Genomic DNA, 22274 nt, shown 5'->3' with positions numbered 1-22274 from the left:
ACCCCTAAAAACTATGTTCAAGAAATACAAATTCTGGACCAGGCTCAGTATATTCTTTTCGCTGGCCACCGCTTGCCTGCACACCATAGGTTTGGTCAGCGGCTTTAAACCTCAGAACCCCGGAGAAAAAACGCTGATTGATTTAATGAATAACTATAAACTGGACCTGGGTCTGGGTTTTGTCAGGACCATGAATAACCTGATGACTTCTTTCAGTATCAGTTTTACCCTGCTTTTTGTTTTTGTGGCCATGATCAGCGGAGTGGCGGTGCAGAAGTATACCACAATTGTTGTCGCCAGAAGTTTGCTGGGGTATAGCGTAGTGATCTTTGCGGCTTGTTTTGTGACCATGTGTGTATTGACTTTCATCATCCCGATAGTTTGTGTAGGTTTGGTTTTTGTATCCTTATTGTTTGCCTGGGTACTGAGCATGAGGCCTGCAGAATGAGGATTTAATATTTTATCTGATTTAAAATGAATCGTGTCGACAGACTTTTTGCTATTCTGACGCTTTTACAATCCCGGAAATTCACACCAGCGGAGAAGATTTCCGATAAATTCCACATCAGTATCAGGACCGTGTACCGGGACATCAAAGCCCTGGGTGAGTCGGGTATACCCATCAGTTTTGAACCGGCCAAAGGATATTTTATTATGCAGGGGTATTTTCTCCCGCCTGTGGCTTTCAGCACGGAAGAGGCCAATGCTCTATTATTGCTGGAGTCTGTGGCCTACGGTTTTACGGATAAGTCGATACAAACCCATTACAGCAATGCCCTCAATAAGGTGAAGTCTATTCTTAAGTTTTCGCAGAAAGAAAGGATTGAATCCCTGTCAGACAACATCCGGTTTCAGCTGCACCCAGGGATCAAATATGATTTTGACTACCTGTCGGTTCTCCAGGAAGCGATCTCCTCCAAATTTATCCTGCAGATCAGCTACAAAAATAATAATGAAGAGACCTCCAAAAGACTCGTTGAGCCTATCGGGCTGGTGTTTTATGCCTTCAACTGGCACCTGATAGCCTGGTGTCATACCCGCAATGATTACCGCGATTTCCGTGTCTCCAGGATCATCGACCTCAAAAACACAGAAACTCCTTTCAAAAAACAGGATCATATCGAGCTGAATGCCTATATGAAGCAATTGCCTGTGAATTATTGAGCGATAGCATCGAACCGGGCCTTCAGGCCCATAATTCTCATTATTCCTGCCTGGGCCTTTAGGCCCAGGGAATCTGAGAAAACAGGGTAATGATGAATAGCATCCTGCATATGGTTACCCGTGCCTGAAAGCCCGGACAGGAAAGGAAGGGTTCCCGGCCTGAAGGCCGCATTTGCATAGAATGGAGCAAGCTAATCCCTGCCATATCTGTTCTCCGGAAAAATCAGCTTACAACTTATTGCTAAAAGCTTACAGCAAAAAAAAACTTTCCCAGGACTGCCATAGGGTTGTCAGTAAGCCCGTATTTCTTTGTCATAAATAATCCGGGAAACGCTTTTAAATGAATGAATGTTCATTTATATTTGCAGCCGATATGAGAATAAGAGATGAAAATAAAATCAATTCCATCAGGGAAAAAGCCATCGAGATGATCGTTGGAGAAGGTTTTGATGGCTTGAGCATGCAGAAGCTGGCCAAAGCCGCCAATGTTTCTCCTGCCACCATTTATATCTATTTTAAGAACCGCGAGGATTTGTTGAGTCAGTTATATAACCATGTTCAGAATACTTTTTCGGAAGTGACCCTGGATGGGTTTTCTCCGGAACTGAGTTTCAGGGACGGGCTCTGGCTGCAATGGAAAAACAGGTTCAGGTTTATCCAGGAGCACCCCTTGTATTTTCAGTTCCAGGAACAGTTCCGTAACTCCCCGCTGATCAACCAGTGCGGCGTTGACATCTCAGACTTTAAATCGAACATGAAGAATTTTGTGATCAACGCGGTTAAAAGGGGAGACATGAAACCTATGGAGCCGGAAGTATTCTGGTCTATCGCTTATGGTACACTCTATTCTCTGATCAAGTTTCATCTGAACGAAAGGTCTATGATGAACAACAATTTTACGCTGACAGATGAAAAAATGAAGCAGGCCTTCGAAATGGTCATCAAAGCATTTAAGCATTAAAAAATACAAACAATATACAATGGAACCCGAAAAAGCAATTCAAAAACAAGCCTTTACCAGGTACGAGATATTCGTCATCGCAGTGCTGGCTTTCTTACAATTTACCGTTATCCTTGACTTTATGGTACTGAACCCTCTGAGTGCCATTTTGCTGGATGATCTCAATATCCATACTTCAGAGTTTGGCCTGGTGGTTTCTGCCTATGCCTTCAGTGCTGGGGCTTCCGGACTACTGGCTGCAGGCTTTGCCGACAAGTTTGACCGCAAGAAAATACTGGTGTTTTTCTACATCGGATTCCTGATCGGTACCGCTCTTTGTGCTATGGCTACCAATTATCACTTTTTACTTGGTGCAAGAATTTTTACAGGCTTATTTGGCGGAGTAATCGGCTCGATCAGCTTTGCCATTATTTCAGATCTTTTCCCGGTCCACATGAGAGGACGCGTGATGGGCTTCGTACAGATGGCTTTTGCGGCCAGCCAGGTGCTTGGATTACCGATAGGTCTGTGGTTGGCTAATCATTACGGATGGCATTCACCATTCTGGCTGATCGTCGGTTTTGGGGTAGTGGTAGGTATTTTTATCATTCAGTTTTTGAAACCTGTGACAGGACATTTACAATTGAAATCAGAGAAAAACGCATTTCAGCACCTGTGGCATACCCTCAGGAAACCTGAATACCTGAGAGGGTTTCTGGCCACGACCCTGCTGGCTACCGGAGGGTTTATGCTGATGCCGTTCGGTTCTGCTTTCAGTATCCATAACCTGAAACTGACCATGGACGAACTACCCCTGCTTTATGGCGTTACCGGTGTATTCTCGATCATTTTCGGCCCGATTACCGGAAAGCTGAGTGACAGTATTGGTAAATATAAAATGTTTGTGATCGGATCGGTCATCATGGTCGTCCTGGTAGGTATTTTCACTAACCTGGGCCCGACACCCCTTTGGCTGGTGATGGTGTTGAACGTAATTATTTTCGTAGGCATTTCAGCCAGGATGATTTCTTCTTCCGCCCTGATGACTTCTGTACCTCTTCCGCAGGACAGGGGAGCATTTATGAGCATCAACTCCTCTGTTCAGCAGGTAGCAGGTGGAATAGCCTCTGCGATTGCCGGTATGATCGTATTCCAGTCTCCGAGCGGGGAATTACAGCACTATCCTATATTGGGTATTGTGGTCATCGTTTCGGTACTCATTACGATTGTCCTGATGTATTATCTTAACCGCCAGATCAATAATAAAGCAAAATCTCAACTGATTAACCAACCTGTAGTATCATGATATGGGTATTTAAAACATCTGTTAAAAGCAAATCCAAGGTCAAAAGCATTTCTGCCATTCTTGACTCCCAGGTTTATCCCGGGGGGAGCTGGAATTTTGATCTGGACGATTGTGACAAAGTACTAAGGATTGAATCTGAAAGACTCGAGGTTCAACGCCTGCAGGATTCACTGGCACAGGCCGGTGTGGTCTGCGAAGAACTGGCAGGTTAATTTCTGTCCTTCTGTGCGGCCCAGAAGATCGCATTGGAAAACATTTTGGTATATGCCGCATTATCGAACAGAAGCGGGGAATGTCCCATGAAGATATAGACATTCCTCGCTTTCATTTTTTCGTTGGTCCATACCACCGGATGATCTCCCATTTTAATGGCTGAGGCCGGCGAATAAGTCGCTTCATCAACCGAAGCCAATACTTTTACATTTGTCCTGGGGCTCTTATCATAAATATACCATTCTTCTTTTTCAATCAGAAACGGCGATTCAATACCCATCATCACCGGATGTTTCGTTTCTTCGATATTCACTTTGGCAGAAACAAACGTAGCAATGTAGTTTTTATACCGTATCCCTCCCATAAAATCCGAAAACCACGGCCACATCGGGAATCCGTCAAACTCACCCAGCAAAGTAGCATGATGAAAGCCGATCCAGCCGCCTTTGCCTTGTTCAATATAGTTCTTAAACGCTGCTTTCGACGCATCGCTCCAGTTATAGGGAGGATAATCCAGCTGGATAAAAAGCTGGTATTGCGAAAGCATTTTCTCATGGATGCTGCTTGTGTTATTGATGAAATCAATTTGAAAATGACCGGTCTCAGCCAATTCCTTCAGCCACACCTTGGCCCGTTCTGAATAGGCCACATGATGTCCTTTGTCTTCTGAGAGGGCAACTACCCTGAATGCAGGTTTCTGAGAATAGGCCTTACTTCCTGTAAAAATCAGGACAAATAGCAGCAGGTACAGGGTTGACTTCATAAATGATAATTGCTAAACTTTGTAGTAAAAATAAAGATAAGGCGGAAACAGACCAAATGCTTAAGTAACTTTGGATGTAACCAAAATATATGATATGGAACAGCGTCTCAGTTTTATTACCCTTGGTGTAAAAGACCTTCAGGCCATGAAGGAATTTTATGTTGATAAATTCGGATGGAAGACCCATCATGACGAGAACGGCATTGTCTTCTTTAAGCTGAATGGCTTTATACTCAGCCTTTTCCCTGTTGAAGAACTCGCAGAAGATGCTACGGTGAGTGCTGACGGACAAGGTTTTAAAGGATTTACTTTAGCCATTTGTCTGAATTCTGAAAAAGAAGTAGACGATCTTTTTAGTGATCTTGGATCTAAAGGTGTCAAAGTAGTCAAGGCCCCGCATAAAGTCTTCTGGGGCGGATACAGCGGTTATGTGGCAGACCTGGAAGACAATCTCTGGGAAATTGCCTGGAACCCGTTCCTGGAGCTGAGCCCTGAGGGAAATGTGCTTAAGTGATGCGGAAAGGAAAACGGTGACAGGAGGACTGATTTAAGGTTTTCAGGGCAGGCCGAATTTTTCCAGGAGGCTTTTGAATCCTTTTTCTGTCTGAGGTAACAGGTCCAGTCCGTTTTGCAACTGGCGGGCTTTCAGTTTCAGGGCCTTTTCTCCCGGAATACGGACAGGATTGGCCGGATCAAGTGGTTGTGAACTCAGACATGCATTTTTAAAATAATCGATTTCTCTCATAAAACCTCCCTGTCCGGCAAAAGAGGCAGGGTCAATCACCTGCACAAAAACATTGGCTCCCCATCTGCCCGGGTCATCAGCACGCCCGAAGCCTCCCAGGGCACTTGTCAGCACCTCGATCATCATCCCCAGGGCAAAGCCCTTATAACCCAGGTCCATTCCTCCCAGGGGCAGTACTGTGGCCGGAGGCTCATGAAAGAAGGCAGAGGGGTCATTGGTGGCCTGTCCGTCTTTCTGCAGTAACCATGGGCCGCCCAGTTTTTCTCCTTTGGCCGCCGCCAGGGCTACCACTCCGTTGGCGGTCGCAGACATGCTCACATCAATCAGGATCGGATCACCGGAGGTCGGAATACCCATGGCCAGGGGATCGGGGCTGTAGACCGCCGTGGTGCCTCCGAAAGGGGCTACAGACTTGTTGGCAGGGTCCGAACAAGCCAGGAGCAGCACCAGGTTTTGCCTGGCAACCTTCTCCAGGAAGGCTGCCAGACAAGCTATATGATGTGATTTTCTGATGACAACAGTTCCTGATCCATTGCTTTTTGCCATTCCGATGGCCTTGTCAATGGCTTTTTCAACCAGCCAGATACCGGGAAGGTACCTGCCGTCAATGAGACAGGTAGCCGGATTTTCGTTAAGAATTTCAAAACTACCTTCCGTCTCCATTTTTCCTGATTTTAATGACTCCACATACGCCGGAAGAAGCTGAAGGCCGTGCGTTCTGTGCCCCAGTAAATCTCCTTCGATCAAAATCCTGGCTGTGCTCTCCGCTTTCTCAGCATCAAGGCCACATTTCTTCAGGATTTGTTGTGTTGATCCGTACAAATAGTCAAAAGAATAAGACATGATCAGTTTACTTTGTTTTTAATTTTCGGAATGGTTTTCAAGTAAGCATAAATTGCTTTTACTTCATAATCCGTCAGGGTGACATGTGGTCCCATCGGGTATCTGAGGATGCTTCCGTCAGGTTTTTTACAGAACTTAACGGCGTCGATAAACTGGGCCTCATTATATTTTCCGGCAATTCCGGTTTCATTATCAAAGGTAAGGTTTGAACTCGGAACAATCTTTCCGTTCAGGTCCGGCATCGGGTTGCCGCCGCCATAAAAGCCCAGAGACAACTCCGGATTAAGCGGATCCTGTTTCGCAAAATCTTTTGAATGACAGGCATAGCAGGCAATCATGTCATTGGCCACATATTTCCCAAAAGCCACCAGGTCGGTTGAATCCGGCACATGGATGGGCTCAGTTACCACAGGTATAGGCTTCATCACGGTGTTGGACAGGATTTTTAATAATAAACTTGGTTCCTGGGCGGGTTGTTTGCCTTTGGTGGCTTGCACAGGATATCTGTCCGAATGAAGATAGGCCACCACCGATTGGATGTCTTCGTCAGCCATTCTCGGGAATTTAGGCATAATAGGAGAGAACTTCCCGTTGGGCTTGATACCTGTTTTAAGGAAATTGATCAATTCGCCGTCCGTCCATTTACCAATGCCATCTTCATTGTCCTGGGTGATGTTAAGGGAATAGGCCTTCCCGAATGCCGCCGGAAGGTCAACGATGTTTTTGCCGGTAAGGCGGCTGTTGTTGTCAATGTGGCATCCATTACAAACCACAAGAGCAATTTTTTCACCCCTGGCGACCCGCTCGGGAGTCACCTCAACTTTGATGGTTTTGATTTTTTCAGGGATTTCGACCTCATAACTTGGAACGCCTCTGAAGGCAAAAAAGGCCACCAGGCCTGCAATAAGTACAATGATAACACCTACCGCGGAGGCGGTAATTTTGAAGATTTTTTTCATGGCTTAATTAATAGATTTTAATAGGATAACTGTCAATTCTTCAAAAATATAAAAAAACCAAGAAGAACGGAAAGTTTCGTACACAACTTGTTGAAAATGTTATTCATTTGTGATAAAACAGTATGATTTGAAGGTAGAAAATGTTGAAGGTGTTTTATGGTGCTGATAATGAGCTGCAATCAGAAGTAGGCAACCCGGTTTCGCCTTTTGATAAAATATGATTATTTAAAGGTTTGTTTTGGCTTTTCCGGGAGTTTTGTGCAACGAGCCTTTCAACGGATTAATTTTGCTGAACAACAAGACCGTTTTTAAAATAATTGTGAAGAAAAGAATCAAAAGATCTTACCGGATAGCAAAATATGTTGTCTATCGCCAGACTATTGTAGAACCCATAGATAACCTCTGGACTTTTATCGGAGCTTTTGCAGGGATAAGTGCCATCGGACTTATCCAGAAATCGGGTTTGTCTCTTCATGACAGTGTTTTCCTGATCGGTTCTTTCGGTGCCACAGCCGTACTGGTTTTCGGGGCCACCAACAGTCCGCTGGCCCAACCCAGGAACCTTATCGGCGGTCATTTTCTTTCGGCTGTTATCGGTGTAACGGCCTACAAACTGTTTCCTGATAACATGTGGCTTTCGTCAGCTTTGGCGGTATCCACAGCCATAGTCCTAATGCAGATCACAAGAACCATGCATCCTCCGGGAGGAGCTACGGCCATCATTGCCAATATCGGTTCGGAGAAGATTAAATTGCTGGGTTATTATTATGTTGTTTTCCCGGTGATGACCGGAGTCCTTATCCTCTTCCTGGTGGCACTTCTCGTTAATAATATCCCCAAAAACAGGAATTATCCTTACAGAAAATAATCAGACAGGCATAAAAAAAGGAGCTCTTGCGGGCTCCTTTCTTTTTGTATTATTTTCAGAATATTATCCTCTCACTTTGATTTTCTGTCCCACTCTTACGGTGTTACCTGACAGGTTATTCATCTTTTTGATGTCATCGATCGTCGCTCCGTCATAACGTTGCGAAATGTTCCAAAGTGTATCGCCTGGTTGTACGGTGTGATATACCGCTTTGATTTTACCTGATGATTTACCTGAGTGCTCATTTTTCGCTACTGTCGAGCTTTTCACCTTTTGGGTTTCAGTCACGTAGATTACCAGTCTTTCACCTGAAATTACTTTAGAACTGCGTTTGTTGTTCCATTTTTTGATGTCGTTCATTCTTACATCATAACGGGCCGCAATTTTATTTAAGAACTCACCTCTTTTTACTTTGTGATATTTCTTAACTCTTTTGGTCAGGCTGGTCGTTTTAACTTCTCTTTCATTTGATTCAGCCTCCTCTTCATATTCAGGGCCGTTTACTTCAGAAGAAACTACTTTACGTCCGATGACAAAAGAACCGTCTTCCATCTGAACGGCATTGCCTGAAGTCTGAACCGGAGTAGAGGAACCTGAATTTGAAGCAAGAACAGCTTCGTTAGACGATTCTACCAAAGTAGAAGGGGAATAATTCTTTCTTCTTGAAGCAGAATCCAGGATGAAATTCATATTGCTTTCTACATAAGCGTAGCTTTCGGCAGGAATTTTCAGTTCGTAATTTCTGACATAATCAGGAAGTACGTTTTTCTTGATATGAGGGTTAAGCTTCTTGATTTTTTCGATATCCATTCCGCCTAAGTCGGCCAGTGTTTTAAGATCAAGATAACCGTTGATGTAAAGTTTGGCAGCATCCGGTTGTTTATCCACTTTAGCGGGAACTATACCATGTTCAGTCGGATAGTTCATCAGGTAATTCAGAGCGATAAACTGGGGAACATAAGCCCTGGTGTCCGGATGGATATAAGGGTGAAGATCCCAGTAGTTGCTGAATCCTGATGACCTGATGACCCTTTTGATACGGCCCGGGCCGGTATTATAGGAAGCCAAAGCCAGATCCCAGTCGCCATAAATATTGTAAAGTCTTTTCAGGTACTTACAGGCCGCATCAGTTGATTTCTCGATGTTCATCCTTTCGTCGATGTACTCGTCAATGGTCAGACCCATTTCACGACCTGTTACTGTCATAAACTGCCACAAACCCACCGCCTTACTTCTTGAGATGGCTTTAGGGTTCAGACCGGATTCCAGGATAGACAGATATTTTAACTCATCCGGCATGCCGTTCTGAGCCAGGTATTTTTCGAAGATCGGGAAATAATTCTGTTTGATTTCGAGCATCTCTTTCGTGAAGCTCGGACGTTTATTTAAAAAGTAATTGATATAGTTCTGAACACTCTCATTGTACACCATCGGCATGATGTTTTCAATAGCCTTCAAACGCTTTTCAACCAACTGCGGATCTTCTACATACACCGTAAAATATTCACCTGTCCTCACATCTTTCACCTGGGTGGCATACGGATACGAAGGTCTGGCTACAGTGAGTGTAACATTACCCTGGGTGGTATCAGCAGTTTGTTCTTGAGAAAATGAGGGGAAGGCAATACAACATCCGATTAGGCTTGAAAAGGTCAAAATTCTTTTTGAGATTTTCATATTTTAATAATTTATATCTTTAGTTTCTGATCAAATTTGAACACTATTATTAGGAAGCATTGACCAAAAATATTCAATTTTTTTAAAAATGTCAATACTTTGCCTCAAAAAGAACGATAATTGATTGTTTTTATTTGTTATTTTCTAAATAAAATGCGAAATTTAATAAATCCTGCTCTTTAAAATTCCCTCCAAGTACCTGAAAACCAACCGGTAATCCTTCCTTGTTTTTGCCGTTCGGAAGCGACATCGCCGGGAATCCGACCACATTGGCATGCACGGTAAATATATCCGCTAAAAACATCTGTAACTGATCGTCAGACTTTTCACCGATCCTGAAAGCTGGTGATGGTGTGGTAGGGGAGATCAGGAAATCCACTTCCGTCAGGATTCTTTCCGTTTCCTGTTGAATTAACTTTCTGACTCTCTGGGCTTTGGTGTAATACGCATCATAGTAATCTGCACTCAGTACAAAAGTCCCCAGCATGATTCTCTTTTTAACTTCCGGGCCAAAGCCTTCCGACCTGCTTTTTTTGTAAAGGTTTTCAAGGTCAGAAGCATTACCTGTCCTGTAGCCATACCTGATGCCGTCGTATCTCGACAGGTTGGAACTGGCTTCTGCAGTAGTCAGGATGTAATAAGTAGGGAGCAGGTATTTCATCAGCGGGAAATCCACTTCCACGATTTCATGACCCGCACCTCTCAGGCTTTCTATCTTCTTAAAAGTCAGCTCTTTTACTTCCGGATCTAGTCCTTCCGATTCGAGGGCTTCTTTAAAATATCCTATTTTGTATTTTTTATCCCCGGCCGACAGGTTAGAGTAGTCAGACACAGGACGGCTCGAAACAGTGCTGTCATATTCATCAGGACCCGCCATGATTTCGAGCAGGAGGGCGGCGTCTTCCACGTTGCCGGTAATAGGCCCTACGCAATCAAATGAAGAAGCATAAGCTGCCAGACCCCATCTTGAGATCCTGGAGTAACTCGGTTTGAATCCGACCACCCCGCAAAAAGCCGCAGGTTGTCTGACAGAACCACCTGTATCTGAGCCTATTGAGGCGTGACAAAGGCCGGCCTGAACAGCGACAGCTGACGCCCCGGATGAGCCTCCGGGTACCCTGGTTTTGTCGGCAAAGTTTTTAACCGGGCCGAAAGCCGAGTTTTCGTTGGAAGACCCCATGGCAAATTCGTCACAGTTCTGTCTGCCGATGATGATGGCGTCCTCGTCAATCAGCCTTTGAATGGCGGTGGCCGTAAACTGTGATTTGAATCCGTTAAGTATCTTACTGCCGGCCTGCAAGCCATGATCCTGGTAGGCTAACACATCTTTGATGCCGATGACCATCCCTGCCAGTTTACCTGCCGTATTGTTTTTGATTTTCTGATCCACTTCAATGGCTTTCTGTTTAGCATCTTCTGCATAAACTTCCAGGAAAACATTGAGGTCTTGGTGTTGTTCTATGGCGGAAAGGAAATAGTTTACGGCTTCTGTGCAGGTGTATTCCCCGTTTTTGAGGGTTTCCTGGTATTTTTTGAACGATTGGTAAATCACACGGAGTTGGTTTTAAATAAAAAACAACAGCCTCAAAAGAAAATTTTGAACCTGTTGTCTCCCTAATAATCTTTAAGAAAAATAATTAATCTTCGCTTTTAGCGGCTTTCTCAATATTTTCTTTTACCTCTTTGGTAGCATCTTTGAATTCGCGGATACCTTTTCCCAAGCCACGAGCCAATTCCGGTAATTTCTTCGCTCCAAAGAACAATAAAATGACAAAAACAATGACAAATATTTCTGTACCCCCTAAATTACCTAAGAACAATAATGTTGCTATTTTCATGATGTTTATTAACTATTAATGATGACAAAAATAAGAAAGTTTTAAATAAAAAAGAATCAAGGTTGGTTTTTTTATTTAAATAACTGCATTTACTTACAGATTATTTTGTGAAAAAGGCCTTCCGTGAAACGGACAATCAACATACGCTTAAAATGATCAAACAGATTTATTGTTATTTAAATCCCAGATTTCGAACTTTTCAATTTCGTCTCCGAGACTTCTGAAGATGAAGGTAAGAAAAGCCACATCATCTGTAAAACCGAGCACCGGAATAATGTCTGGCAACAGGTCGATAGGGGAAAGAAAATAAACCAGTGAGGCAATGATAATGACCACATTCTTTAGTTCAATATCCCTGTATTCACCTGTGGCATAAGCCTTGATCAGCTTGCCCAGCACAACCAGCCGTTCCCGGATTTCGTCAAATATTCCGCCGACACCCATCTTCTGGGTTTTGTTCAATACGTTTTTTAATAGTTGGAGCAGGCTCTGTGAATTGCGTGAAATTCTCGAAGCTTTGCTCATTGAGTTTCTGTAAAAGACTGACTCAAAGATTTTGTTAAGTATGTTTGTATTTTGTGCTGACATTTAACGGTTCTTTTTTAAACATTAAAACAGTATAATTTCAGAAAAATTACACCTTAATCGAAGAATGCAAAAATAAGGGTAAAAATGATTGGTTTTTATCAGAAATGTACAATATTTTTGCCCAAAATTAATTTTATTTTAACTGAATCCCGATAGGGCCGGTTTTTAACAATATAATTCAATCATATAATGAAAGTAACTGTTATAGGTGCAGGTGCTGTAGGGGCGACAGCCGCCGACAACATCGCAAGAAAAGAGATTGCTGATGAAGTAGTTATCCTGGACATCAAAGAAGGTTATGCTGAAGGCAAAGCCATGGATTTAATGCAGACAGCTTCTCTTGAGGGTTTTGATACCAAAATTACAGGATCAACCAACGATTATGGCAAAACCGCCAAGTCGGACGTAATAGTAGTTACTTCAGGTTTGCCACGCAAGCCGGGTATGACACGTGAGGAACTGATCGGAATCAACGCCGACATCGTCCGCACTGTGGTTACCAACGCATTGACCGCTTCTCCGAAAGCTGTCATCCTGATTGTTTCGAACCCGATGGATACCATGACCTACCTGACTTATCAGATTGCACAGGAAATGGGTGTTTCTAAAAAGAAAGTAATCGGTATGGGCGGAGCTCTTGACTCGGCACGTTTCCGTTACCGTCTGGGAGAAGCCATGAATGTTTCTCAGAACGATTTGAGCGGTATGGTCGTAGGCGGACACGGTGACACCACCATGATCCCATTGACCCGTCTGGCTACCTGGAACGGTATTCCTGTAAGCAGATTCCTTAACGCTGACGCTCTGAAAGACGTAGCTGCCAAAACCATGGTAGGCGGTGCTACACTGACAGGTTTGCTGGGTACTTCTGCATGGTATGCTCCGGGAGCAGCCATCAGCCAGATCGTTGAATCTATCCTTCGTGATGAAAAGAAAATCATTCCTTCTTCTGTTTACCTTAATGGTGAGTATGGTCAGAAAGACATCTGTATCGGTGTTCCGGTGACTATCGGACGTAACGGATGGGAGAAAATCATCAACCTGAGACTGAGCAACGAAGAGAAAGAAGCTTTCGAAAAATCTGCTGAGGCTGTCAGAGCCATGAATGCAGCTCTTAAGTAAGATACTTTGTTTTTGATATTTAAAAAGGCCGGTCCCGGATTTCGGGGTCGGCCTTTTTTGTTTACCGGATTAAGACCTGGTCTGCAGATTGGAACAATACAATTTTTGAGACATTTATCCGCTTAAACTCTTCTTTAAGTACAATATTTTAGTTTAATTTGTGCCTCTATTTAATAATATAAACATGGGACAGCAGCTGAGAGGCGTCGGAGTAGCATTAATTACTCCTTTTAACGAAGATTTGAGTATTGATTTTGACGGTTTAAAAAAACTGATCAATTATGTGTCGGAAAACGGAACTGATTACCTGGTTGTCAACGGTACCACAGGTGAATCAGCGACTACGACTACTGCAGAAAAGACTGAACTTCTGGCTTTTACAAAGGCCAATAACGTTAAGAAACTCCCGATTGTTTACGGAATAGGCGGAAATAATACCTTTGAGGTAGTTAATCGCATCAAGGAAACTGATTTCAGTGAAGTGGATGCTATTTTATCCGTTTGTCCATATTATAATAAGCCTTCTCAGAATGGCATCATTGCCCATTTTAAAGCCATAGCTGACGCTTCACCGGTGCCGGTGATCATTTATAATGTTCCGGGAAGAACGGTTACGTCGATACAAATCCCTACCGTTCTGGAATTAGCGGCTCATCCGAACATTATCGGTTTGAAAGACGCTTCCAGCAGCCTGGAACAAGCGATGGAACTGGCGAAAAAAGTACCTGCAGGTTTTTTACTGCTTTCGGGTGACGACAACCTGGTTACTCCGCAGGTAAGTATCGGATACGAAGGCGTTATTTCTGTGATTGCCAATGGTTTTCCGAAAGAGTTCGGTGAAATGACCTGGGCGGCTCTGAACGGTGACTTTAAGAAAGCTGCTGAGCTTCAGTTCAGATTCCTTGATTTTGATACTTTGCTTTATGTAGAATCTAACCCTGTCGGTATCAAAAAAGTGTGTGAGATCCGTGGATTGTGTGACTCACGCGTCAGACTGCCATTGGTGAAAGCTACAGATGAACTGGGAGTGAAATTGGTGGATGCCATGAAAACAGAAGGGTTTTTAAACTAAGCCTGATGAAATTTAAAATAACAGATATGTATAATTGGAAACCTCTGCAAAGAGGTTTCTTTTTGTTATGGTCAGTATTCATGACTTTTCAGGCACCGGCACAGAATGCCGACATTGATTTACTGAGAAATATCAATGAAAACCGTAACCCTGCCAACGACCGGGGCATGTATTTCCTGACGCAAACGGCAGATCCTGTCGCTATTGCCACGCCCATAGTTCTGATCGGTGCCGGGTTTCTGACAAAAGACCCTGAATTGAAAAAGAATGGTTTTATTTCTGCGGTTTCTGTTTTCGGTACCTATTCCGTCGGATACATCCTTAAAAAGGCGGTCAACAGACCAAGACCTTATGAGAGATATCCTTTTATACAGCATTACAGGATAGAAAATGATGCTTCATTTCCTTCAGGAAGTACGGCTGTGGCTTTTTCAGCCGCCACCTCACTTGCAATGACCTTTAAAAAGTGGTACGTGATCGCTCCGGCCTATGCCTGGGCGGCAGGAGTGGGGTATTCCAGGATGCACCTGGGGGCACATTATCCTACCGATGTGCTGGCAGGTGCTGTTTTAGGTACCGGTTCTGTTTTTGTGACCAGGAAGCTAAATAACTGGATCAACCGCCCGGACAGAAAAAAGAAGGTGCCCTCCGGTAAAGGCCTCTGAGATGCATGAATTTTATTAAATATCAGACTTCAGAATTTAGTATTCGTTTAATACTTTCTTATTTTTACTTCATCAATTAACAAAAAAACTACTGATGAGATTTGTCTTTATCATTCTGCTCAGCATATCAACTGCTTTTGCCCAGAAGAAAACCTATGAAAATCTTCGGGAAGCCCTGACGTCGGCCGGAAACCTTTCAGGCAAAAGGGGGCCGCAAAGCGTCAACTGGATCAACAACGGCAATGCTTTTTCCTATATTGACAGGCCGTCGACCATCAGTACTTTTAATCCCCAGACCAAACTGGAATCCAAGGTGTTTGATGCGAGCGGATTGAAGTTTCCCGGAAGCTCTGAGCCGTTTGAATATGAAAGCTTTCAGTGGTCTGCTGATTTTAAATATTTGTTGTTTCAATCCAACTTCAGACCAGTCTGGAGAAATTCGGGAGATGCGGACTATTATTTATATGCCCTGGATTCCAAATCCCTTCAGCTGGTAGCCAAAGATGCCCGTACAGCTGAACTTTCGCCGGATGATAAAAAAGTGGCTTATGAAAGGGGGGGTAATCTTTTTACCTACGAACTGAGCACAAAAACAGAAAAACAACTGACCAATGACGCTACTGCTTCAGTTTACAACGGACGTTTCGGATGGGTTTACGAGGAAGAATTCGGCCTGGTGCAAGCCTGGGCCTGGTCGCCCGACAGCAAATACATCGCTTTCTGGAAGTCGGATGAGAGCAAAGTTCCGGTCTATCAGTTGTCTGATTTTCAGGGTCTTCATTCCGATTTTGAGAAAATCCCTTATCCAAGAGTAGGCGACCCCAATGTCGAAGTGAAAATCGGTTTTATTGAAGTAGCAAAACAAGCTCCTGTCAAATGGACCAATATTGAACTGAACGACGGCTATATACCAAGGATTTACTGGACTTCAAAGCCTGGTGTTTTGGCTGTACAGCATCTTAACAGGGCACAAAACCATCTTACCTTGTATTTTTCGAATGCCTTAACGGGTCAGTCCCAAAAGATATTTGAAGAAAAAGAAGAGAAAGGCTGGGTGGATGTTTATGATTTTTTTGCTTTTTCAAACCATTTTATGAGCTTTCCATCTTCCAAAGAGGAATTTTATTGGATATCGGGAAGAGATGGTTATCAGCACTTATACAGATATGATTATTCAGGAAAACTGCTGAACCAGGTCACTTCAGGAGCCTGGGATGTGAACAATATTGCAGGAGTAAATGAAAAGCAGAACACTATTCTTTATGTTTCTACAGAGCAGTCGCCCCTTGAAAGGCATCTTTACAGCATCGGCACAGATGGAAAAGGCAAGAAGAAACTGACAGAAGCTGCCGGAAGGCATATGGTGAACGTCTCTGACAACGGTCAGTATTTTATAGATACCTATTCCAACCTGGACACTCCGACCCAGGTCAATCTCCGTTCTGTAAATGGTGATCTGGTCAAAGTTTATGAAGAAAATAAGGCGGTGAAGGAGTATGCCGAAGCACATTTTTATGCCAAAAGAGAACTGCTGAGTTTTACTGCTTCTGACGGACAGAAAATTGATATCTATCTGACCAAACCGGCTAATTTTGACCCTTCAAAAAAATACCCGCTGGTGTTGACCATTTATGGAGGGCCGGGTTCGCAATCAGTTTATAATCAGTGGAGCAGCGGTGCCTGGGAGCAGTGGCTTGCACAGAATGATTACGTAATAGCCAGTGTAAACAACAGGGGCAGCAGCGGTTACGGACAGAAATTCATGCAGGCGGTTTATGAAAAACTGGGCGAGAACGAAGCCAGGGATTTTGTAGAAACAGCAGGTTTTCTGGGGAAAACTTATCCATGGGTAGATACACAAAATGCGGCCATTCAGGGTCATAGCTATGGTGGTTTTATGAGTACTTACACGATGTTGAAACACCCGGACGTTTTTAAAGTGGCTCTGATTGGTGCCCCGGTTACAGACTGGAGGCTTTATGATAATGTTTATACAGAAAGATACATGGGCGTAATGCCACAGAATGAAGCAGTTTATCAGAAATCTGTTTTGTCAGACTACGCCGGTAATCTGAAAGGGAAAGTATTGCTCGTACATGCCACGATGGATGATAACGTTCATATTCTGAATACCTTCCAGATCGTTAAGGCTTTTACAGATAAGGGGATTGACATTGACCTCAGGATTTACCCTCCGGGCAACCACTCTGTGGCTTATAATTTTGAAAGCTATGTATTGCTTCAGCAGACCTATTTTAATTATCTTGAAAGACATCTGAAAGGAAAAAAATAAAGGATCAAACTAAAAGCCGGTTCAATTGGTTAATATAATCTGAACCGGTTTTTTAAGATTTCGTGTGAAGATGAACAGAAAGGAAAAAATATTAATGTGGCTCAAAAAGATGGGCTGGGCTGGCTTCTTTTTCTTCTTGATCAAAGGAGTAACCCTTTATATTGTCTTGCCTTACCTGGTGACAAAAGGACTTATTAACTGTGAATGATCTCAGGCGTTTTTTGGCCAGAAACCAAAATCTGCATTCAAACACTTATCCGTGCCGCTTATATCTTTAGGGTTGGTGCATATCTTCGTCCAGACACTGTTCCTGTTTATTTCCAGGCAGTTCCCCTGCTGGATACTGTAAATGTTCCTGTATAATGTATTCTGGTCTTCAGGGAAAGTATGTTTTTCAAGCGAAAGTACAAATTTGACCATTTGATGCCCGTCGAGTTTTTCTTCTACAGCCGGCAAACACAAAAGAGCCTGGATGTCGGTGGAAAAAGCCAGGTATTTTTGTCTTTTGTAAGCATAGAATAACTGGTTTTTGCCTTCCTGATCTCGTCCGAGGGTAAATCGTTGACTTGCAGGGTCATATATGGCAAAAGCATAGCTGCCTTTCAGCATATCAATACAATTGTTTCCGTATTTGCGGTAAGCTTTCGCAATGATTTCCGTGTCGTTGATCCTGTTTGCTTTGTCCGGTTTGATATGCAGGAGCCTGGCGAGTTCCTGGCTGTTGTCGAGTCTGGCGTTTGAAAACGCGATTTCACCCGAGGGAAGTCTGAAAAAATCACTTCCCGAATCTTGTTTCTCCGTGTTTATTTTCAATAACGCAGCTGAAGGTTCCTTGTGTGAGACCATTGTGTCAGAAGGATTTTTCTGAAGCACATCAGCCATCAGATCAAGTTCATTGGTGATAAGATGTCCGTTTTCAAAATAGATAATTCCACATATACTTGGCATGGTTATGTAAATTTTACAGTCGTTGTTGATCGTCAGAAATAGTTCAAGTGAAATATTGTGACCGTTAGATTTTGATGTTACTGGCAAGCAGTAGTTTCCTTTGTGTTTCGGTTTCTTATCCGGTTTCAGGGAGACAAAAAGGGGCAATATTCAGCCTTGTCTGATGGTGTATTTTCATTTTATGGTTGTATTATTTGATCCGGGACAGGCTTTCTGCTGTGAGGTGCAGGTCAGCTTCCCTTTCAGGCGGTTTTAACTGATAAACATTGATCATGTTAAGCAGTTTTTCGACATTTCTGAAATGCACCACCATTACATTCTCATGTTTACTTTCCAGCTTAAGATAGAATTCATAAAATACCTTTTTAAAAGCTTCAAACTTTGGCATATGATACGGACTGAATGAGGCGTCAGGACATAAAAAGCATATGTAATCCAGTTTTATATCTTTCAGAAGGAGCTGATCTTCTATCAGGGTGTCAGTATTCACTGAACATGACGGTATCATAAACGGCTCATCATTCAGAAATGAAACCACAGATATTTTTTCTGAGATAACCTGTCCCCCCGATTTTATACAGTTTTTAATCATTCCGTTCTGATGCTCCTCCCGTCCCATGAATAAGATGCTTTTGCCGTTGAAAACCAGATGGGTTCCATGGAGCACCAGGTGGCCTTTTTGATGTAATAATGTCGCAATTCCACAGTTAAAGAGTAAGTTTTTTGATTTTTCTCTTAATCTTTTCAGTGGAGTGATCTCAACCTTCTGACCATAGTATGCATTCAAACTCCCCAGGTTTTTGTGATGAAAAAAGATGGTTTGTTTTCCTTTTTCCGGAACGGATCCCGGTTCGGGTTGCACTGACTTTTTATGGTGCATTTCTGCGGTATTCACCTTTATAGTAACCGATTCTTTATTTGAAATCTCTTTTTCTATGGGAAAAAGGGTGGGCCATTTATAGTTGGTATAAATGTTCAGGCCAAAGCCAAAATAAAGTTTAAAAGTCATAGCACAGGTGAAATTTAGTCACTGGAGGAAAGGTTGATTTCGTCCGGCCATCCGGTAAAATGGCATCCCCGGAAACAGGTGTAAAAAAACCGGAGCTGCAGCTTCAGGTTCTTTTGACATCAGGGTGGTTTCCAGGAAAACTGTATGCCGGATGGTTTAAATTAAGACGTCCGAAGCTTTAAAAAGTAACGGCCTTTTGAAGTTCATTTTTAAAATAAAGATGGGAGATGTGGTGTTGTTTTATGATAAAGTGCTGATAAGTAATGCAATATGAATTAATTGTTAACCCATGTTTTTGCAGATTTTTTTTCAAATAAATTTCATTTGACATCTTTGCTGAAAGTTTTGAGCAGGCAAAAGAAAAACATGTTAATTTAGTGTCTGTTTTATTGATCTTCCGGATTCTGAAATAATGTATGTCTGAAATAAAGTTCGATTATAAATCTGTTTTGCCTTTGCTTCCCACTGAACCCGGAATATATAAATATTTCGATGAGTCGGATGAGATCATCTATGTAGGTAAAGCCAAAAGCCTTAAAAACAGGATCAGCAGTTATTTCTATAACTATGACCGGAACGACCGGAAGACCAGGCGGCTGGTGCAGATGATCAGGAAGCTGGAGTATACCGTCGTTCATTCAGAATGGGATGCCCTGCTGCTTGAAAACACTTTGATAAAGGAACTTCAGCCGAAGTACAACATTCTTTTAAGGGATGATAAGACTTACCCGTATGTATGTGTAACCCATGAAAGATTTCCACGGGTAATTACCACCAGGCGGATAGAAGACAAGGAGAAAGGGAAAATGTACGGTCCGTACGTGAATGCCAAGGCGATGCATGCTTTGCTGGATATGTTTACCCAGCTTTATACCATCAGGACCTGCAAGTATAACTTGTCCGAAGAAAATGTGGAAGCCGGGAAATTCAAGGTGTGTCTTGAGTACCACATCGGTAACTGTAAAGGGCCATGTGAAGGGCTGCAGGCAGAAGCTGAATATCAGAAGGAGATAGACCAGGTACATCATATTTTGAAAGGGAACATCAGTCCGGCGAAAGTGTATTTTAAGGCCAGGATGCAGGAGTCTGCTGCTAAAATGGCTTTTGAAGATGCCCATCAGTTCAAACTGAAGCTTGACTTCCTTGAAAACTACCAGAGCAAGGCTACTGTTGTCAATCCCTCTATCAATGACGCTGATGTGTTCAGCATACAGTCGGATGATACGGCAGCCTATGTCAATTATCTGAAGGTGGTCAACGGAACCATCATCAGGACCCAGACGCTGGAAGTGAAGAAGAAGCTGGAAGAAACGGACGAGGAGATTTTAAGCATTGTTATTTTTGATCTCCGTGTCAAATATGAAAGTGAGGCCAAAGAAATCATTTCCAATATCAACCCGGACATTGATTTTAAAGCCCAGATTACCATCCCTCAGATAGGTGATAAAAAGAAACTGCTGGAGATGTCGCTGCGGAATGTCATGTTTTACAGACATGAAAAGGCTGAAAGAGACGCCATCGCGGCCAGCGGGGCCACCAATAAAAAAGACCGGGTCCTGATCAAACTGAAACAGGACCTGCGTCTGGTAGACCTGCCGAGGCATATTGAGTGTTTTGATAACTCCAATATCCAGGGTACTAATCCGGTGTCGGCCATGGTTTGTTTTATCAACGGGCAGCCATCTACCCGTGACTACCGCCATTATATTCCTAAAACAGTGGTAGGGCCTGATGATTTTGCCACCATGCGGGAAGTGGTGTTCAGACGATACAGCAGGTTGGTGGAAGAAAAAGCCGAGTTGCCAAACCTGATCATCATTGACGGGGGAAAAGGGCAGCTTTCGGCTGCATGCGACGCCCTGAAACAAGTGGGACTTTATGGCAAAATCCCTATCATCGGCATTGCCAAACGCCTGGAAGAAATCTATTTTCCGGAAGATAACCTGCCGATTTACATCGATAAAAAATCGGAATCCCTCAAACTTATACAGCGATGCAGGGATGAAGCCCACCGGTTCGGGATTACACATCACCGCAACCGCAGAAGCAATAACTTCCTGATCAGTTCGCTCGAATCCGCTCCGGGCATTGGTAAAACCACTGCTACCAAAGTGCTTAAACATTTTAAGACCATCAGCAACATCAAAAGTGCATCGGAGGAAGAGCTGAATACTTTGCTCGGAAAAGACAAAGCCAGGAGAATCAGGGAGTTCCTGGAGAATGAATCCTGAGCTTTCCGTAAGCAAAATATTAATCTGATTTGTGTACTAAAAATTATAAAATATTGCATATTTTTATTTTTCCGAATCAACCTTAATATTTTACCAGATGAAAAGACGAGATTTTGTTAGAAATACGGGCCTGGGCCTGTTAAGTGCATCATTTTTAACCTCCGAGGCAGTAGCTGAACTGGCTAAGAAGAAAACCCTTCTGAGTCTTCAGCTGTACTCCATCAGAGACCATATGAAGACCGACCCGGTCGGAACCATCAAAGCTTTAAGTAAAATTGGCTATAAGGACTGCGAGCACGCAGGTTACAACGATCAGAAAAGACAGTTCTACGGCCATTCTCCTGAAGAATGGAAGAAAATACTGGCTGATAATGGCATGACCATGCAAAGCGGCCACTCTGTTTTTGGAAAACAACATTGGAATTTTGATAAAAAAGAGCTCGCAGACGTTTGGAAAACAACGGTTGAGGACTCTGTAAAGGCCGGTCAGAAATACATCATCAGCCCATGGCTGGATGTGTCACTGCGGAAGAACTTCGACGATTTAAAGCAATTTATGGACGCCTTCAATGTTTGCGGGGAATACTGCAAGAAACAAGGCATCAGATACGGATATCATAACCATGATTTTGAATTCAGTCTTAAGCTGACCAGCAAGAGGGTATATGATATTATTCTTGAAAACACAGACCCTAAGCTGGTGGCCCAGCAACTGGACATCGGTAATATGTATGGTGGCGGCGGCAGAGCGATGGAGCTGCTTAAGCAATATCCGGGAAGATTTGAATTGCTTCATGTTAAGGATGAAGTGGATAATGGTAAAGGTGGTCACGAAAGCGGTATTCTGGGCACAGGCATTATCGGTGTTCAGGAAATCCTTAAAACGAGTGTTAACGCCGGACCGACTTTCTACCTGATCATTGAGCAGGAGTCATACCAGGGCAAAGATCCTGTGGCTTGTATGAAAGAGAATTATGATGTAATGAAGAAATGGGGTTATGCCTGATTTCAGCATAAGACATAAAAAAAC

At 43.1% G+C, this 22274-nt stretch carries 22 protein-coding genes; 13 read left to right on the top strand and 9 right to left on the bottom strand.

From position 1 onward, the window contains the following. Nucleotides 1-13 precede the first annotated feature (13 nt). The 5 genes from GVN16_RS01945 (at nucleotide 14) to GVN16_RS01925 (ending at nucleotide 3622) form a co-directional block, all read left to right on the top strand. Nucleotides 14-448, top strand: a complete 435-nt coding sequence (locus tag GVN16_RS01945; protein WP_166562146.1) for an LIC_13387 family protein — start codon at nucleotides 14-16, stop codon at nucleotides 446-448. Between the two features lie 26 nt (nucleotides 449-474). After that, nucleotides 475-1164, top strand: coding sequence for a YafY family protein (locus tag GVN16_RS01940; RefSeq protein ID WP_166562145.1), 690 nt, complete (start codon nucleotides 475-477; stop codon nucleotides 1162-1164). A 373-nt stretch (nucleotides 1165-1537) separates the two neighbouring features. After that, nucleotides 1538-2125 (top strand): TetR/AcrR family transcriptional regulator, encoded by a 588-nt coding sequence (locus GVN16_RS01935; protein ID WP_166562144.1) that lies wholly within the window; start codon nucleotides 1538-1540, stop codon nucleotides 2123-2125. 19 nt (nucleotides 2126-2144) lie between these two features. Continuing rightward, nucleotides 2145-3410 (top strand): MFS transporter, encoded by a 1266-nt coding sequence (locus GVN16_RS01930; RefSeq protein ID WP_166562143.1) that lies wholly within the window; start codon nucleotides 2145-2147, stop codon nucleotides 3408-3410. Beyond that, nucleotides 3407-3622: a hypothetical protein gene (locus GVN16_RS01925; RefSeq protein ID WP_166562142.1), complete on the top strand. Its 216-nt coding sequence runs from the start codon at nucleotides 3407-3409 to the stop codon at nucleotides 3620-3622. The genes GVN16_RS01930 and GVN16_RS01925 overlap by 4 nt, the downstream gene beginning before the upstream one ends. On the opposite strand, the gene GVN16_RS01920 is transcribed toward GVN16_RS01925, so the two are convergent. After that, nucleotides 3619-4386: a ThuA domain-containing protein gene (locus GVN16_RS01920; RefSeq protein WP_166562141.1), complete on the bottom strand. Its 768-nt coding sequence runs from the start codon at nucleotides 4384-4386 to the stop codon at nucleotides 3619-3621. The two genes, GVN16_RS01925 and GVN16_RS01920, sit on opposite strands and share 4 nt — an antisense overlap. Before the next feature lie 94 nt (nucleotides 4387-4480). On the opposite strand from GVN16_RS01920, the gene GVN16_RS01915 reads away from it, so the two are divergent. Further along, nucleotides 4481-4900, top strand: coding sequence for a VOC family protein (locus GVN16_RS01915; protein ID WP_166562140.1), 420 nt, complete (start codon nucleotides 4481-4483; stop codon nucleotides 4898-4900). Nucleotides 4901-4942: 42 nt separating this feature from the next. Here the strand turns inward: GVN16_RS01915 and GVN16_RS01910 are convergent, their stop codons facing one another. Then, nucleotides 4943-5974: an Ldh family oxidoreductase gene (locus GVN16_RS01910; protein ID WP_166562139.1), complete on the bottom strand. Its 1032-nt coding sequence runs from the start codon at nucleotides 5972-5974 to the stop codon at nucleotides 4943-4945. 2 nt (nucleotides 5975-5976) lie between these two features. Continuing rightward, nucleotides 5977-6933 carry a c-type cytochrome gene (locus GVN16_RS01905; protein WP_166562138.1) on the bottom strand — a complete coding sequence of 319 codons (957 nt, stop codon included), beginning with the start codon at nucleotides 6931-6933 and terminating at the stop codon, nucleotides 5977-5979. Between the two features lie 319 nt (nucleotides 6934-7252). Here GVN16_RS01905 and GVN16_RS01900 point away from each other — a divergent pair, with 319 nt between their 5' ends. Next, nucleotides 7253-7801, top strand: coding sequence for an HPP family protein (locus GVN16_RS01900; protein WP_310587403.1), 549 nt, complete (start codon nucleotides 7253-7255; stop codon nucleotides 7799-7801). A 63-nt stretch (nucleotides 7802-7864) separates the two neighbouring features. Here the strand turns inward: GVN16_RS01900 and GVN16_RS01895 are convergent, their stop codons facing one another. From GVN16_RS01895 to GVN16_RS01880, 4 genes are all read right to left on the bottom strand, one after another. Beyond that, nucleotides 7865-9478: a lytic transglycosylase domain-containing protein gene (locus GVN16_RS01895; RefSeq protein ID WP_166562137.1), complete on the bottom strand. Its 1614-nt coding sequence runs from the start codon at nucleotides 9476-9478 to the stop codon at nucleotides 7865-7867. A gap of 130 nt (nucleotides 9479-9608) precedes the next feature. Further along, nucleotides 9609-11030: an Asp-tRNA(Asn)/Glu-tRNA(Gln) amidotransferase subunit GatA gene (gatA, locus tag GVN16_RS01890; RefSeq protein ID WP_166562136.1), complete on the bottom strand. Its 1422-nt coding sequence runs from the start codon at nucleotides 11028-11030 to the stop codon at nucleotides 9609-9611. A gap of 85 nt (nucleotides 11031-11115) precedes the next feature. Continuing rightward, a complete protein-coding gene (locus GVN16_RS01885; protein ID WP_166562135.1) occupies nucleotides 11116-11316 on the bottom strand; it encodes a twin-arginine translocase TatA/TatE family subunit in 201 nt (66 codons plus the stop codon). Between the two features lie 156 nt (nucleotides 11317-11472). Then, nucleotides 11473-11841 (bottom strand): YkvA family protein, encoded by a 369-nt coding sequence (locus GVN16_RS01880; protein ID WP_166562134.1) that lies wholly within the window; start codon nucleotides 11839-11841, stop codon nucleotides 11473-11475. Between the two features lie 252 nt (nucleotides 11842-12093). Between GVN16_RS01880 and mdh the strand changes: the two genes are divergently transcribed. The 4 genes from mdh (at nucleotide 12094) to GVN16_RS01860 (ending at nucleotide 17056) form a co-directional block, all read left to right on the top strand. After that, a complete protein-coding gene (gene mdh, locus GVN16_RS01875; protein WP_166562133.1) occupies nucleotides 12094-13026 on the top strand; it encodes a malate dehydrogenase in 933 nt (310 codons plus the stop codon). A gap of 184 nt (nucleotides 13027-13210) precedes the next feature. Continuing rightward, complete coding sequence (dapA, locus tag GVN16_RS01870; protein ID WP_166562132.1) at nucleotides 13211-14098, top strand: 4-hydroxy-tetrahydrodipicolinate synthase; 888 nt, start codon at nucleotides 13211-13213, stop codon at nucleotides 14096-14098. 5 nt (nucleotides 14099-14103) lie between these two features. Next, the gene (locus GVN16_RS01865) at nucleotides 14104-14763 is read left to right on the top strand and encodes a phosphatase PAP2 family protein (protein WP_205748762.1); all 660 of its coding nucleotides are present in this window, start codon (nucleotides 14104-14106) and stop codon (nucleotides 14761-14763) included. A 94-nt stretch (nucleotides 14764-14857) separates the two neighbouring features. Then, entirely contained in the window at nucleotides 14858-17056 is a 2199-nt protein-coding gene (locus GVN16_RS01860; protein ID WP_166562131.1) for a S9 family peptidase, read from the top strand. Nucleotides 17057-17266: 210 nt separating this feature from the next. Here GVN16_RS01860 and GVN16_RS01855 read toward each other — a convergent pair whose 3' ends face one another. Together GVN16_RS01855 and GVN16_RS01850 are read right to left on the bottom strand one after the other, a co-directional pair. After that, nucleotides 17267-18004, bottom strand: coding sequence for a hypothetical protein (locus GVN16_RS01855; RefSeq protein WP_166562130.1), 738 nt, complete (start codon nucleotides 18002-18004; stop codon nucleotides 17267-17269). 190 nt (nucleotides 18005-18194) lie between these two features. Beyond that, the gene (locus tag GVN16_RS01850; RefSeq protein WP_166562129.1) at nucleotides 18195-19013 is read right to left on the bottom strand and encodes a hypothetical protein; all 819 of its coding nucleotides are present in this window, start codon (nucleotides 19011-19013) and stop codon (nucleotides 18195-18197) included. Nucleotides 19014-19429: 416 nt separating this feature from the next. On the opposite strand from GVN16_RS01850, the gene uvrC reads away from it, so the two are divergent. Together uvrC and GVN16_RS01840 are read left to right on the top strand one after the other, a co-directional pair. After that, entirely contained in the window at nucleotides 19430-21244 is a 1815-nt protein-coding gene (gene uvrC, locus GVN16_RS01845; RefSeq protein WP_166562128.1) for an excinuclease ABC subunit UvrC, read from the top strand. A gap of 97 nt (nucleotides 21245-21341) precedes the next feature. Continuing rightward, a complete protein-coding gene (locus GVN16_RS01840) occupies nucleotides 21342-22250 on the top strand; it encodes a sugar phosphate isomerase/epimerase (protein ID WP_166562127.1) in 909 nt (302 codons plus the stop codon). Nucleotides 22251-22274: the final 24 nt, after the last annotated feature.

It is taken from the genome of Emticicia sp. CRIBPO (assembly GCF_009905725.1).
Classification (GTDB): Bacteria; Bacteroidota; Bacteroidia; order Cytophagales; family Spirosomataceae; genus Leadbetterella.
This window is presented reverse-complemented; position numbering and strand designations above follow the sequence as displayed.

What these genes read in the sequence shown, in the direction of transcription:
- GVN16_RS01945 (WP_166562146.1), top strand. Translation starts at nt 14, where the DNA reads ATGTTCAAGAAATACAAATTCTGGACCAGGCTCAGTATATTCTTTTCG.
- GVN16_RS01940 (WP_166562145.1), top strand. Translation starts at nt 475, where the DNA reads ATGAATCGTGTCGACAGACTTTTTGCTATTCTGACGCTTTTACAATCC.
- GVN16_RS01935 (WP_166562144.1), top strand. Translation starts at nt 1,538, where the DNA reads ATGAGAATAAGAGATGAAAATAAAATCAATTCCATCAGGGAAAAAGCC.
- GVN16_RS01930 (WP_166562143.1), top strand. Translation starts at nt 2,145, where the DNA reads ATGGAACCCGAAAAAGCAATTCAAAAACAAGCCTTTACCAGGTACGAG.
- GVN16_RS01925 (WP_166562142.1), top strand. Translation starts at nt 3,407, where the DNA reads ATGATATGGGTATTTAAAACATCTGTTAAAAGCAAATCCAAGGTCAAA.
- GVN16_RS01920 (WP_166562141.1), bottom strand. Translation starts at nt 4,386, where the DNA reads ATGAAGTCAACCCTGTACCTGCTGCTATTTGTCCTGATTTTTACAGGA.
- GVN16_RS01915 (WP_166562140.1), top strand. Translation starts at nt 4,481, where the DNA reads ATGGAACAGCGTCTCAGTTTTATTACCCTTGGTGTAAAAGACCTTCAG.
- GVN16_RS01910 (WP_166562139.1), bottom strand. Translation starts at nt 5,974, where the DNA reads ATGTCTTATTCTTTTGACTATTTGTACGGATCAACACAACAAATCCTG.
- GVN16_RS01905 (WP_166562138.1), bottom strand. Translation starts at nt 6,933, where the DNA reads ATGAAAAAAATCTTCAAAATTACCGCCTCCGCGGTAGGTGTTATCATT.
- GVN16_RS01895 (WP_166562137.1), bottom strand. Translation starts at nt 9,478, where the DNA reads ATGAAAATCTCAAAAAGAATTTTGACCTTTTCAAGCCTAATCGGATGT.
- GVN16_RS01885 (WP_166562135.1), bottom strand. Translation starts at nt 11,316, where the DNA reads ATGAAAATAGCAACATTATTGTTCTTAGGTAATTTAGGGGGTACAGAA.
- GVN16_RS01880 (WP_166562134.1), bottom strand. Translation starts at nt 11,841, where the DNA reads ATGAGCAAAGCTTCGAGAATTTCACGCAATTCACAGAGCCTGCTCCAA.
- mdh (WP_166562133.1), top strand. Translation starts at nt 12,094, where the DNA reads ATGAAAGTAACTGTTATAGGTGCAGGTGCTGTAGGGGCGACAGCCGCC.
- dapA (WP_166562132.1), top strand. Translation starts at nt 13,211, where the DNA reads ATGGGACAGCAGCTGAGAGGCGTCGGAGTAGCATTAATTACTCCTTTT.
- GVN16_RS01865 (WP_205748762.1), top strand. Translation starts at nt 14,104, where the DNA reads ATGAAATTTAAAATAACAGATATGTATAATTGGAAACCTCTGCAAAGA.
- GVN16_RS01860 (WP_166562131.1), top strand. Translation starts at nt 14,858, where the DNA reads ATGAGATTTGTCTTTATCATTCTGCTCAGCATATCAACTGCTTTTGCC.
- GVN16_RS01855 (WP_166562130.1), bottom strand. Translation starts at nt 18,004, where the DNA reads ATGCCAAGTATATGTGGAATTATCTATTTTGAAAACGGACATCTTATC.
- GVN16_RS01850 (WP_166562129.1), bottom strand. Translation starts at nt 19,013, where the DNA reads ATGACTTTTAAACTTTATTTTGGCTTTGGCCTGAACATTTATACCAAC.
- uvrC (WP_166562128.1), top strand. Translation starts at nt 19,430, where the DNA reads ATGTCTGAAATAAAGTTCGATTATAAATCTGTTTTGCCTTTGCTTCCC.
- GVN16_RS01840 (WP_166562127.1), top strand. Translation starts at nt 21,342, where the DNA reads ATGAAAAGACGAGATTTTGTTAGAAATACGGGCCTGGGCCTGTTAAGT.